Origin of the sequence: Bordetella tumulicola (assembly GCF_965138755.1) — a bacterium.
Lineage (GTDB): Bacteria > Pseudomonadota > Gammaproteobacteria > Burkholderiales > Burkholderiaceae_B > Bordetella_A > Bordetella_A tumulicola.
Genome location: NZ_CBCSFP010000002.1, coordinates 547,110 through 559,587 on the forward strand (window position 1 = coordinate 547,110; position 12,478 = coordinate 559,587).

Below are 12,478 nucleotides of genomic sequence, written 5' to 3' on the forward strand. Positions count from 1 at the left end.
GTAATATAGATATATAAACCACATATATCCCTCGACGGCTAAGTCAAGCGCCGCGGCATCAACCATTTCGGCAAAATGAATCGAAACCTCTGGCTGTTGTCTATTCTGCAGGGCTTGTTCCTGACCAATAATGTCACGTTCATTGCTGTCAACGGCCTAGTGGGTTTCACACTCGCGCCTTTTGGCTGGCTGGCGACGCTGCCGGTGATGGGTTATGTCGTGGGGGGCGCGTTGTGCACCGGGCCCGTGGCATGGACGCAAAAACGCTTTGGCCGTAAAGCCAGTTTCATGCTGGGTTTGGTTGTAGCGCTGGGATCCGCGCTGCTGTGCGCCTTTGCGGCTTATATTCAAAGCTTCTGGCTGCTGTGTACGGCGACGATGATCGCGGGGTATTACTCTGCCAACGGTCAGCTTTATCGCTTCGCTTCCGCCGAGCTTTCGGCACCGGAGGCGCGCGAAAAGGCGGTCTCGCTCGTGATGGCAGGCGGCTTGCTGGGAGCGGTGCTGGGCCCAAATCTGGCTTCCTACTCAAAAAATTTGTTCGACACGCCGTTCGTCGGCGCCTATTTGGCTCTGGTCGGGGTCGCGCTTGTCGCGATGGCGATCTTGGCCTGCATGGATTTTCCTAAGGTCGTGGCACGTACGGCGGCCGCAGGCGGGCGTTCTCTCGCGCTGATCGCTCGCCAACCCGCCTTTATGATTGCGGCCGGCACAGGGGCGCTCAGCTATGGGGTCATGAATTTGCTGATGGCCGCTACGCCATTGGCAATGCAACACCATAATATGCCCTTTTCCGACGCGGCATTCGTGCTGGAATGGCATGTGATCGGCATGTTTGCGCCGGGCTTTTTCACGGGGCATCTCATCAAGCGGTTCGGCGCATTGCCGGTCATGACGTGCGGCGGTTTACTGAATTTGATCTGCATCTTCGTCGCACTGTCGGGGGCGGAACTTCATCATTTCACCGCATCGATGTTCCTGCTGGGCGTAGGCTGGAATTTCCTCTTTACCGGTAGCACGACACTGTCGCTGTCGACCTACACTGCCGAAGAAAAAGACCGCGCACAGGGTGCAATGAATTTCTGCGTGTTTGGCGTAATGGCGCTGACCTCGCTGACCTCGGGAATGCTGGTGACGACAAAGGGATGGACGATTCTGAACGTAGGATCATTGATTCCGGTGTTGGCGATTTTGATTGGATTGGCTTGGCTACGGTACAACGATAAAAAGGCGCCGACCGCAGCATCGATTGGCTGATCCGTTCCGTCGCTCAAAGGCCGCACGGGCACTAATGATCCGAGAGTATCCAGGAGACCTTATATGACCGAGCCCAGCGCAGGGTCACCCAACCCCTCAGTGGGCGAGCTTATCCGGAGCTGGCGCCGTCGTCACAATCTCAGTCAATTGGCGTTGGCATTAGACGTGGGTATTTCCAGCCGTCACCTGAGCTTCGTCGAAACGGCACGCTCAAAACCTAGCGCCGATATGCTTTTGGCGCTTACCGAGCGGTTGAGTGTGCCTTTACGTGACCGCAATCAAATTCTCTTGGCGGCGGGGTACGCACCACGATTTACCCAGCGCACGCTGCAGTCCCCGGACATGCATGCCGTACGCGTGGCGTTGAACCGGCTGCTCGAGGCACACAATCCGTATCCCGGCTTTGCGCTGGACAGGCAGTGGAACGTCGTGCAAGCCAATAGCGCAGCAATGACATTAGCCGAACTGTTGCCTTCGACGTTACGCGAGCCGTCGCTGAATGTCTATCGCGCCTCGTTACACCCGGAAGGCCTCGCGCGGGTTACTGTGAATTTTGCCGAATGGGCGCGGCATCTATTGCGTAATCTACGCACCGCCATCGAGAGCAGTCATGATGCGGATCTGCTGCGGTTAGAGGTAGAAGTCCTCGCGTATCCAAACGTGCAGGCGGCACTGGCATCGGGGGACGACGATCAGTATGCAAATACCCAAGCGTTGCTGGTCCCCTGCGTTCTTGACCTGCCTATGGGCCGCCTTTCGTTGTTCACCACGTTAACCACATTCGGTACACCGCAAGATATCACGCTGCAAGAGCTGTGCATCGAGCTGTTCTATCCTGCGAACTCGGAGACCGAGGCACTACTGCGCCCCAAGAATATTACCTGAGAGGTAATCGACAGTATTGGCGGGCTTGCGTATTCTGAGCTTGAACCCAATGTTCATTCTCAACACGGAGATCGGTATGCCTGCTTATGCAATAGGATTGCTTCGTGACGTAGATTTCAACGCAGAAATCATCGAATACGTCAGTAACATTGAAGACACCATGAAGCCCTTCGGCGGACGGTTTCTCGTGCATGGAACTCACGCCGAGATCATCGAGGGCACGATGAATGACGATTGCGTGATTATCGAGTTTCCCTCAATCGATCAGGCCCAGCAGTGGTATGCGTCACCGGCCTATCGCAAGCTGATCCCATTGCGAACGTGCAATTCGAAAGGTGCGGTGTTTCTCGTTGATGGCGTGTCGGACAATTACTCGGCACTCTCGCTGGTCGAAAAGATGGCGGCCAGTACGTAGGCGCATCGAGCAGTCAGCCCGACTCTTTACTTTGCGTCGTTATATGCTGTGGCGCGAGAGATTCCAAGGTGTTGGGCAACGATTTCCATCGATCGACGGATTTCGAGAAATCCTTCTGTTTTGAGTTGCTGCATCAGTTCACGGCGCTGACTGGTTTTCAGTGACCGCGGCGTCGTAGCAAGAGCAACCGCGAATCTGTCGATGCGGGCCCGTACGGCGTCCGAGTTGGCGGGGTCAAGAGACTCTGCCACTTGTTCGCTGCAGACGGTGGCGAACTGTTCCATCATGCTATTGAAGCCCTTGAAGAGGGTGAGATCGACGTTCAGGCACAGCGCTGCAAAGTAATGCCCGTCGGAACCCTTGATGCCAATAGAGGTGCTCTTGGCTCGTCGCCCATCGGCGAACTCGTTAGGGTAATTCGCCAGAATCTGCGGGTAGTCATCGTCGGCAATTCGCGCCAGACCCAGCGTCGTTGCGGGGTCGCCGACATTACGCCCAGACAAATTGTTGTGGATAGCCATGATGGCGTGTTTAGGCGATCGTAGATCGTGCACCACCACCTCGACAAAGGGCGCTAACGTCTGGCCCAGGCCATCCGCAATCTGCTTGACCTGATCAAGAATAATCTGTTGCTCATCTGTGAGTTTTGCTTTTGCCATTTGTATAGAAAACCTAGAAAAAGCCGGCGAACGGAAAATGATGAGGGCTAGTGTAGCGGGCGCGTCACCCCTTCGCAGCGCTGAATGCAGGTCGGATCCGACGCCGCGTTCGGGTTTTCCTGACCTATTAATAATTCGACGTTTTGTCTATATTAAGACAAATATGCTAAAAATGACTATCCCTCCATATTCGATTTACGTTCATGAACGATTATCTGCAGCGCGCATCTCAAGATATTGACGACATCGTTGCCATCCGGCGCGATATACACGCGAATCCTGAACTCGGCTTTGAGGAAACACGTACCGCCGAACTGGTGCGCGAACGCCTGCGCGAATGGGGAATCGATGTGGCCACCGGCGTGGGTCGGCTTGGCATGGTCGCGACCATTCGCGGCCGTAATCCCGAGCGTCGAACCATTGGACTGCGTGCTGACATGGACGCGTTGGCCATGACTGAATCAAACAACGTTCCTCATGCGTCGCGTCATATAGGAAAGATGCACGCGTGCGGCCACGACGGGCATACGGCCATGTTGCTGGGGGCCGCCAGATTGTTGGCCAAGCGACCCGACTTCGATGGCACCGTCCATCTGATCTTTCAGCCGGCAGAGGAAGGACGTGGCGGGGCGCTTGCCATGCTCGAGGATGGACTCTTTGAGCGTTTTCACTGCGATCGGATATTCGGACTGCACTCGTATCCCACCATGCCCGTGGGCAGTTTTGGAATTCGGCCGCATGCTTTCATGGCGGCCTCTGGCCGTTGGCAAGTGACCTTTCGGGGTTCGGGTGGCCACGGTGGCATGACGCCACACCTGGCGGCCGATCTGACCGTTGCACAAGCGAATTTTGTACTCGGTCTGCAGGCGATCGTTGCTCGCAATGTTGCGCCGTCTGAAACGGCGATTATTAGCGTCGGACATATTCATGCCGGCGATCCGAATGCCATGAACGTGATGCCCGCCGAACTCAAGATTTCCGGGACCATGCGGGCATTCTCGCCAGCTGTCCAGTCGCTACTTGAATCACGCATCACTACTTTGGCCCAGACACATGCCCAATTGGTGGGAGCCGAGGTGCAGGTGAAGTGCTGGTGGAACGCGGCCCCGGTAGTCAATGACCTTGATGCGACGCAAGCAGCTTGTTGTGCGGCGTCTCGCGTCTCGGGCGCCGAGGCGGTCGATGGACAGATGACCCAGCTGACGGCGGGCGAGGATTTTTCATGGATGCTGCAAAAGCGGCCCGGTGCATTCATGTTTATCGGCAATGGCCGTCGCATCGGCGATGGTGGCGGGCATCTGCATATGCCTAACTACGATTTCAATGATGAAGCCTTGCCCTACGGTATTGCGTACTGGTTGTCAGTCGTCGATCAAGAGTTAGCGGGCACGTCTTAAGCGAAGTTTGACATCGAAAAGTTTACATAAGGGGAAAACTATGCTGTCGTCGATTCGGCCGTCCGTAGGGCGGTCCGTTCTCAAATTCCTGGTTGGCGCCGCGTCTCTGGCCGCCGCATCATCGGCGTGGGCGGCTTGGCCAGAAAAGCCAATCACACTCGTGGTTGGGTACGCGGCCGGTGGCAGTGTCGACGCTGTCGCACGCCTGGTTTCGGCCCCGTTGGCAGAGCGCTTGGGGCAGTCCATTGTGATCGAAAACGTGGGCGGTGCGGGTGGCTCTATCGGCGCGACGCGCGCTGCGCAGTCTGCACCAGATGGTTACACGTTCATGATTGGTTCCGGCAGCGAGGTGGCCATTGCTTGGGCCGTCAATCCTGCGTTGAAATACAACGGTCTGGTGGATCTGGCCCCTGTGGGCTTGATCTCGACCTCGCCTATGGTGCTGGTAGGCAATAGCAAGCTATCCGTCAATGACCTGAATGGCCTGCTCGCACTGGCGGGCACGAAAGCTGGCGGGTTGAGCCTCGCCACCTCGGGTGTTGGCACACCACAGCATCTACTGCTGGAATATGTCAACAAGAAAACCGGCGCGAATATTCTCCATGTGCCGTATCGCAGCGCTTCATCGATCTTGCAGGATGTCATCGGCGGTCGCGTCGACATGTCCATCCTTACGCTAAGCACGGCGTTGCCCTACATTTCGTCGGGCCAACTCAAGGCCTTTGCTGTCACCGGGCGCGAGCCTGCCGATGCGCTGCCAGGGGTTGCGCCATTGACGCAAAACGCCAAGTTGAAAGATGACGCCTTCGATTTGTGGTTCGGTATGTTGGCGCCCAAAGGGATGGACGAGTCCATTATCAAGAAAATGAATCAGGAACTGAACGCGGTTCTGCAAGATCCCAAAGTGATCGGAGATCTGAAAAAACAGGGAATGGCCGTGGCCCCAGACACGCCGGCTGAGTTCGGCGCATACATCAAGGCCGACTCGGCTAAGTATCAAAACATCATCAAAGACGCGGGGATCACGGTCAGCCAATAGGCTTACCCAGTGACTTCATATTGATGAGTCGTATCGTTTCAGACAGATTGAATCTCGCCAATACGGGTTGGGATTCAATTTTTTCGCTCAGTTCTCTGAAAATCCCCCCTTTGTGACACTCATGGATATCGGCCTATGACCAGTAATGCAACCGTCCTCCTGCTTGCGAAATCCAACGTGGAGCCCGCACTGAAAGCCGAAGACGTGCTGGTTGCCGTTCGCGAGGCTTTCACCCTGCACAGCCTGCGTGCCGGTCGTGTATTTCCGGTGGTTCGTGAAAAGCTGCATACCGGTGGAGTGTTTGGTATCAAGTCGGGAGACGTCGCTAGCCAGGATCTGCTCGGCTTTAAGGCGGCGGGATTTTGGCCCGGCAATCGAGAAAAGGGTGGTGAACCTCACCAGGCAACGATCGTACTGATAGATCCCTCCACCGGACGTCCGCTCTGTTTCATGGATGGAAACGCGGTCACCACAGCGCGCACTGGTGCTGCGGGCGGGCTGGGCCTCGCGCAACTGGCCCGGAAAAACAGCACTCGACTCTGTCTCTTCGGGTCGGGTGTGCAGGCGCGTGTGCAACTGCGCTATGCGTTACGTATCCTGCCGGCTCTGAGCGAGATACGCTACGTAAGCGCTTCAAATGAACCCGATGCGAATTTCGAGGCGGAGTTTTCCGGTAAGTGCCAGTTGTCATTGGCGCGGGACCGCGACGCTGCCGTGGCAGCGAGTGATGTGATCATCACGGCCACGCCGGGCGGGGGGCCATTGTTTAGCGCCGATGCGGTGCAGCCCGGTACGCACGTGACTTGCGTAGGCGCTGATACCGCCGGCAAGCGAGAGCTGCCCGCCGGGGTGCTTGACCGCGCTAGAATTGTCGCGGACGACGCAGCACAGGCCCGGTCCATTGGTGAGTGTCAGTGGGCGCCTGAACTGCCCGTTGTCGAGATGGGTGATCTATTCACCGGGCGCGCCACGTTCGAGCGGGGTATGCAAGATATCACCGTGTTTGATATGACGGGCCTTGCCCTACAAGACTTGACGGTCGGACGCTTTCTCTATGAGCAAGCTAAAGAAAAGAATGATGGCACGGTCGTTGCCTGGCCCTGGTAATATTTTTATTGTGTAAGAATCCTGATGACTATGACTCTCCCTACCTATGCCGATGTCGAAGCCGCGGCATCTAGAATCTCCGGCCACGCCCATCGCACGCCCGTCCTGACGTCCCGTACGCTGAATGCGCTGACCGGCGCCGAGATTTTTCTGAAATGTGAAAATTTTCAGCGTATGGGGGCATTCAAGTTTCGTGGCGCCTTCAACGCATTGGCAAAATTTTCTCCAGAACAAAAACGCGCCGGCGTCGTGGCGTTTTCGTCGGGTAATCATGCACAGGGGATCGCGCTGTCCGCACAGTTGCTGGGCATTCCCGCGACGATTGTGATGCCGCATGACGCACCCGCGGCCAAAGTCGCCGCCACCAAGGGGTACGGCGCCACTGTCGTGATCTACAACCGCTACGAAGACGACCGCGAAGCCATCGGCCGCCAGCTTGCACAAGAGCATGGCTATACGCTCATCCCGCCGTATGACCATCCGGACGTATTAGCCGGCCAAGGCACCGCTGCCAAGGAACTCTTGGAGGAAATTGGCGAACTGGACTACCTGTTCGTCCCCCTGGGCGGCGGTGGATTATTGTCGGGTACGGCACTTGCCACGCGGGCCCTCGCGCCGAATTGCACGCTGTATGGCGTTGAGCCCGAAGCGGGTAACGATGGGCAGCAGTCATTTCGCAGCGGCGGCATTGTCCATATCGATACACCGAAAACCATCGCAGATGGCGCACAAACCCAACATCTCGGGGAATACACATTCGGGATCATTAAGCGCGACGTGAATGACATACTAACTGTCGCTGACGCGCAATTGATCGAGGCGATGCGATTCTTGGCCACACGCATGAAGATCGTGACCGAACCCACGGGTTGCTTGGGCCTGGCTGCGGCGATTCAAATGAAGGACACCCTCCAAGGCAAACGGGTTGGCATTCTGATTAGTGGTGGCAACGTGGATATGGAGCGCTTTTGCTCGCTGATGTCCGGCAATGCGTCGGGCGCATAACCGTGGCACGGCTCATCCATTGAATTAAAAATAAAAGAAAAGGGTTTGGCTCGGTACTTTGCCGCTTACGGCTTAGGGTGCTTGAGCCAATACATATCATGCACGCTGTCTATGATCATCTTGTCGAGTTGCTCGAGAAACACTCGGCCGATTTTCGAATCATTGAGCATCCCGCGGAGGGTCGTTCGGACTTGGTCGCGGCGATTCGAGGCACCGACGCCGGCCAGGGGGCCAAAGCGATGCTCTGCAAGAGCAAGAGTGGGGACGGCGAATTGATTCTTGCCGTGTTACCCGGGATCAAGAAAGTCGACTTTAAAAAGGTTGCTGAGGCAGGCGGCTTGAAGAAAGTGACGCTTGCCTCGCCGCAGGAGGCAGAACAAGCCACCGGGTGTGTCATCGGATCCATACCGCCCTTTGTGTTTTCCAGTGCCATCAAGCTGGTCGTCGATCCGTCTCTGGTACAGACGTACGACGAGATTGCGTTCAACGCGGGCAGATTGGATCGATCGATTGTGTTGAGATCCACCGACTATGTGCGTATCGCAAACCCGGCCTTACGAGACATATGCGCTTAAATGCCGTCGAGGCCATTTCCCTGGATTTGGACGACACGTTATGGTCGTTTGCACAAGCAGTGGCAGGGGCCGAAGATGCCCTGCGCTCGTGGTTGATTGAGCACGCGCCCGGAACAGCCGGAGTCTTGGCCACGCGAGAGGCGCTCGGGCGGCTCAGAGTCCAGTTTGAAACCGTGCGCCCTGACTTGGCTGGCGATTATCGTCGTTTGAGATTGGGATCTATCCAGATGGCGCTGGAGCAGGCCGGAGAGGATGTCTCGCTTGTCGAGACGGCGTATGGGATCTTTTTCTCTGCCCGACAGAAAGTCGAGTTCTTCGAAGATGTTCTGCCGTCGCTAGAATGGTTGAGCACCCGATTTCCGCTTGTCGCCGTGACGAATGGGAATGCGGATCTTCAGCAGACTGGCGGCGCACATTTTTTTAAAGGCACGCTGCATGCAGCGACCGTGGGCGTGGCCAAGCCAGACGCGGCTATTTTTCATGCCGCGGCGCAAATGGTGGATGTAGTCCCCCGAAGCATGCTCCATGTCGGAGACGATTACGCGGCAGATGTGCTGGGTGCGATCGGTGCCGGTATGCAAGCAGCATGGCTGGTTCGTGACCCGTCTACAACGCAGGCCGTGACCCCGCGGATCCAGCGCGAGCCTCATCTCGTTATTCCGACGTTGACGAGGCTCTGTGAGATGCTGGGTCGAAACTAGGTGGTTGCCTGACGTGCAGCCATTCCTAGCCATTGCCCATAATTTCAATAGTTGGTACCGCAGCAAGCATACTTTCTTGCGCGGCGCATCCTGTATTCATATGCGCCACCAAATCCATGGTGGTGGACCGCCGTGTCAGCATCAGGCAAGTGACTTCTGCGGATTGCACTCGGCTTGCGTGCCAGCAATCCGGCGCCATACACAAACCTTGTCCGGGCCTCACCATAAACGCCGAGAGCGTGGTTAGATCCGGACTACCGTCAGCCGCGCTGCGGGCGACGATATGAACGATTGATCCGGTGAGCGGGACAATGGCTTGTTGGGTTCGTAGATGTTTCTCCAACTGGCTGACGTTGTCCGCGTTTCGATAGTTGACCCAAAGGATCTCGGGCTCGCCATCCTGCCCGGGATCGAAGACATGTTCGCGCCAAAAATCGGTAGCGGGATTGGTAAACGCGGGAATTGCCGCGTCCGTGGGGAAGGGCTTGCCCAACATCCAGCCGTAAGGGGCAAATGCTGCGGGAGTGATGGGTTGGGTAGGTAGGGTCGTAGGCATGGCTTGATAGGTACCTGTCTCAGAAACCAGAATATTGAGTATCGGCTTTACCCCGTACTCCGAGTGCCAAGCGGGCCGGTTGGCGGCGGAAGGCCGATTTCCTTTTCCCACGGAAGGTACGGCGGCATGGACTGCGCAATGGTGTCAACGAAAGCCCGGATGCGCGGTGACAGGTGACGATTGGGTAAGTAAACCAGTTGCACCGGTGTGCCAGGGGCGAGCCAATCCGACAGAACCAACTGCAAACGGCCATCCAGGATAGCGGGCGCGGCAATGAAGCTGGCCATTCGGGCGATGCCTGCCCCAGCGATCACCGCGTCCAGGATGGCTTCAGGATGATTCACGTTCAGCTTTCCGCTCGGTGTCAGTGCATAGCTCTCGTTGCCATGGGCGTAGCTCCACTCGTGATAGCGACCCGTCTGCCACTGTACGTAGGCCAGACAGTCGTGACGGTCCAGCTCGGCGGGTGTGGTTGGCGTGCCACGCGCGGCCAGATAGGCGGGACTGGCGCAGGTGACATACCGCAACTGCGTGAGCGTTTTGGCAATGACACGCGAATCCGCTGTGCGCCCGATGCGTATGGTTGCGTCCAGGCCTTCGTCGGCCAAGTTAGGGACGCGGTCGCTGAAGTCAGCGTCGATCGATAGGTGGGGGTACCTCTCGTTCAGTGATAGCAGCGCTGGCATGATGACTTTGCGACCCAAACCGACAGGGGCATGTACGCGAAGTTTACCCATTGGCGTGAGACGGGCGCCGGTTACTTCGGCCTCCGTCGCCTCGACGTCGTGCAGAATCTGGCGGCAGCGTCGCAGTAATAGTTCGCCGTCATCCGTCAACGACAAGCTTCGTGTAGTGCGATTCAGCAATTTGACGCCCAATCGGGCCTCGAGTTGAGAGACGCTTTTACTGACGGAGGCGATAGAGACACCCAGCCGATCCGCGGCACTTGTGAAGCTGCGACTCTCGGCCACGCGCACAAAGTTCAGTACATGTTTGAAGTGATCGATCAATACGTACATCGTGAAGAATTGGGTCTCTGGTTGCAACGGCTTTTTTAGCCTGAGGTTAAAAGTCATTTAGCCGCGGACAAGTTTATCCCTCAGGGGGATTTCCCTACACTCTTTTTAAATGTGAAGCCAGATTGGCGGCGCAAAAAAAAGGAGACGCAGGGTGGAGAATCAAGTCGCTACATCGGCGCCACTCGGACCGGAGCGTGAATATTTCGACGCGCTGGCTTCAGGCCGCATCCAGATACAGCGTTGTCGCGAATGTGCCCAAGGCGTGTTCTATCCACGCTGCGTATGCCCACATTGTGGTGCAGCAAAACTGGACTGGGTGGAGCCGTCTGGCCGGGCAGTCGTCTATGCCACCACCGTGGTGCATCGCAAAACCGAACAGGGAGGCGACTACAACGTTTGCCTGGTGGATCTGGAAGAGGGGGTGCGCATGATGGCGCAGGTCGTATCGGTGCCGCCCTCCCAAGTCCGCATTGGCATGCCTGTACGGGCCCGGATCGAAGGAGAGGGCGAGACGGCCCGGATTGTCTTTGATCCGCGGGAGGTGCAGACATGAATCTGCGCGATCTGAGAGGCAAGACCGCGGTGGTCGGTGTGGGACAGGCGGGTTTGGGCCAGGCTACTGGATACACCGAGCAGGAAATTCTGACTCAAGCAGCGTTGGCTGCCGTCGCCGACGCTGGATTGAGTCTGAGAGATATAGACGGCATTACAACGTGCAGTTCGTTGGCCACGATGTGGGCGATGCCGGTGATCGAGTATCTGGGTATACAGCCAACATTCGTAGAGAGCTCCATGATCGGGGGGGCCAGCTACGTGGCGCACCTGCTGCCGGCCATGCACGCGCTGATGTCGGGCCAATGCAAGTACGTGTTGGTGTGTTACGGCAGTACGCAGCGCACTACCACCTTCAACCGCGCCGAGTTGACCAAAACGCGACGGTTTCTCGATCCGCAGCCGTTCGAGACACCCTATGAGGCGCCCATGCCGGTGGCAGCCTATGCATTGGCAGCCAATCGGCACATGCATCAGTATGGCACCACGCGCAAGCAACTGGCCGAGGTGGCGGTGGCGGCACGCAAATGGGCTCAGCTGAATCCTGAAGCAGTGATGCGAGATCCGCTATCGCTGGATGACGTGTATGGTGCGCGACCACTATGTGACCCGTTCACGGTGCGCGATTGTTGCATGGTCAGTGATGGTGCCGGCGCATTTGTGTTGACTCGGGCCGATTTGGCGCGCGATCTGGCGCGCAAGCCGGTTTACGTGCTCGGTAACGCGACGGCGATCTGGAATCGTCAAGTTTCTTCTATGCACGATCTGACCGTAACCGCTGCGCTTGAATCCGGTCGTCGCTGTTACGAAATGGCTGGGGTAACGGCTCGCGATGTGGATGTAGCGATGCTATACGACGCCTTCACCATCAATACCATTCTGTTCCTCGAAGACTTGGGTTTTTGTCCGAAGGGTGAGGGAGGGCGATTTGTGGACGATGGCGCTATCGCGCCTGGCGGGCAGTTGGCTGTCAACACTAACGGCGGTGGCTTGTCCTGCGTACACCCGGGCATGTATGGCGTTTTCTTGATGATCGAGGCCGTGCGCCAATTGCGTGGAGATTGCGGTGAGCGACAAATTCGCGATGCCGGATTGGCGCTTGTACACGGAAATGGTGGCACCTTGTCGAGTCAATCCACAGCGATTTTAGGCGTCGAACAAGCGCTCTAGACACAAAACCAACAAAGGAGACAAATATGGGCAAGCCTATCCAAGGCACGCTGTGGGTCGTCGCGACCATTGGGGCTATTTTGACGACCGGGTCGGTGATGGCAAAGTGCCCGGGTGGCGTCCAGAAAATGGTCGTGGNGG

At 57.0% G+C, this 12,478-nt stretch carries 14 protein-coding genes; 11 read left to right on the forward strand and 3 right to left on the reverse strand.

Annotation, left to right across the window (positions count from 1 at the left end; translation table 11 throughout):
* Nucleotides 1–75 precede the first annotated feature (75 nt).
* The 3 genes from ACNAZS_RS08205 (at nt 76) to ACNAZS_RS08215 (ending at nt 2,557) form a co-directional block, all read left to right on the forward strand.
* Nucleotides 76–1,257: an MFS transporter gene (locus tag ACNAZS_RS08205; RefSeq protein WP_415788059.1), complete on the forward strand. Its 1,182-nt coding sequence runs from the start codon at nt 76–78 to the stop codon at nt 1,255–1,257.
* A 63-nt stretch (nt 1,258–1,320) separates the two neighbouring features.
* The gene (locus tag ACNAZS_RS08210) at nt 1,321–2,142 is read left to right on the forward strand and encodes a helix-turn-helix domain-containing protein (protein ID WP_415788061.1); all 822 of its coding nucleotides are present in this window, start codon (nt 1,321–1,323) and stop codon (nt 2,140–2,142) included.
* Between the two features lie 76 nt (nt 2,143–2,218).
* On the forward strand, nt 2,219–2,557 hold the full coding sequence (locus tag ACNAZS_RS08215; RefSeq protein ID WP_415788063.1) for a DUF1330 domain-containing protein: 339 nt from the start codon (nt 2,219–2,221) through the stop codon (nt 2,555–2,557).
* A gap of 26 nt (nt 2,558–2,583) precedes the next feature.
* Here ACNAZS_RS08215 and ACNAZS_RS08220 read toward each other — a convergent pair whose 3' ends face one another.
* Nucleotides 2,584–3,216, reverse strand: coding sequence for a helix-turn-helix transcriptional regulator (locus tag ACNAZS_RS08220; RefSeq protein WP_415788065.1), 633 nt, complete (start codon nt 3,214–3,216; stop codon nt 2,584–2,586).
* 203 nt (nt 3,217–3,419) lie between these two features.
* Here ACNAZS_RS08220 and ACNAZS_RS08225 point away from each other — a divergent pair, with 203 nt between their 5' ends.
* From ACNAZS_RS08225 to ACNAZS_RS08250, 6 genes are all read left to right on the forward strand, one after another.
* A complete protein-coding gene (locus tag ACNAZS_RS08225) occupies nt 3,420–4,613 on the forward strand; it encodes a M20 aminoacylase family protein (RefSeq protein WP_415788067.1) in 1,194 nt (397 codons plus the stop codon).
* Between the two features lie 40 nt (nt 4,614–4,653).
* The gene (locus tag ACNAZS_RS08230) at nt 4,654–5,652 is read left to right on the forward strand and encodes a Bug family tripartite tricarboxylate transporter substrate binding protein (protein WP_415788069.1); all 999 of its coding nucleotides are present in this window, start codon (nt 4,654–4,656) and stop codon (nt 5,650–5,652) included.
* Nucleotides 5,653–5,787: 135 nt separating this feature from the next.
* Entirely contained in the window at nt 5,788–6,759 is a 972-nt protein-coding gene (locus ACNAZS_RS08235) for an ornithine cyclodeaminase family protein (protein ID WP_415788071.1), read from the forward strand.
* A gap of 21 nt (nt 6,760–6,780) precedes the next feature.
* Nucleotides 6,781–7,764: a threo-3-hydroxy-L-aspartate ammonia-lyase gene (locus ACNAZS_RS08240; RefSeq protein WP_415788870.1), complete on the forward strand. Its 984-nt coding sequence runs from the start codon at nt 6,781–6,783 to the stop codon at nt 7,762–7,764.
* Between the two features lie 98 nt (nt 7,765–7,862).
* A complete protein-coding gene (locus tag ACNAZS_RS08245; RefSeq protein ID WP_415788073.1) occupies nt 7,863–8,339 on the forward strand; it encodes a YbaK/prolyl-tRNA synthetase associated domain-containing protein in 477 nt (158 codons plus the stop codon).
* Nucleotides 8,330–9,040, forward strand: coding sequence for an HAD family hydrolase (locus ACNAZS_RS08250; protein WP_415788075.1), 711 nt, complete (start codon nt 8,330–8,332; stop codon nt 9,038–9,040). Before ACNAZS_RS08245 ends, ACNAZS_RS08250 begins: the two co-directional genes overlap by 10 nt.
* Nucleotides 9,041–9,065: 25 nt before the next feature.
* Here ACNAZS_RS08250 and ACNAZS_RS08255 read toward each other — a convergent pair whose 3' ends face one another.
* Together ACNAZS_RS08255 and ACNAZS_RS08260 are read right to left on the reverse strand one after the other, a co-directional pair.
* The gene (locus ACNAZS_RS08255) at nt 9,066–9,596 is read right to left on the reverse strand and encodes an ureidoglycolate lyase (protein WP_415788077.1); all 531 of its coding nucleotides are present in this window, start codon (nt 9,594–9,596) and stop codon (nt 9,066–9,068) included.
* A 47-nt stretch (nt 9,597–9,643) separates the two neighbouring features.
* Nucleotides 9,644–10,672, reverse strand: a complete 1,029-nt coding sequence (locus ACNAZS_RS08260; protein ID WP_415788079.1) for a LysR family transcriptional regulator — start codon at nt 10,670–10,672, stop codon at nt 9,644–9,646.
* Between the two features lie 94 nt (nt 10,673–10,766).
* On the opposite strand from ACNAZS_RS08260, the gene ACNAZS_RS08265 reads away from it, so the two are divergent.
* Together ACNAZS_RS08265 and ACNAZS_RS08270 are read left to right on the forward strand one after the other, a co-directional pair.
* A complete protein-coding gene (locus tag ACNAZS_RS08265) occupies nt 10,767–11,168 on the forward strand; it encodes a Zn-ribbon domain-containing OB-fold protein (RefSeq protein ID WP_415788081.1) in 402 nt (133 codons plus the stop codon).
* On the forward strand, nt 11,165–12,337 hold the full coding sequence (locus tag ACNAZS_RS08270) for a thiolase (protein ID WP_415788083.1): 1,173 nt from the start codon (nt 11,165–11,167) through the stop codon (nt 12,335–12,337). The genes ACNAZS_RS08265 and ACNAZS_RS08270 overlap by 4 nt, the downstream gene beginning before the upstream one ends.
* Nucleotides 12,338–12,478: the final 141 nt, after the last annotated feature.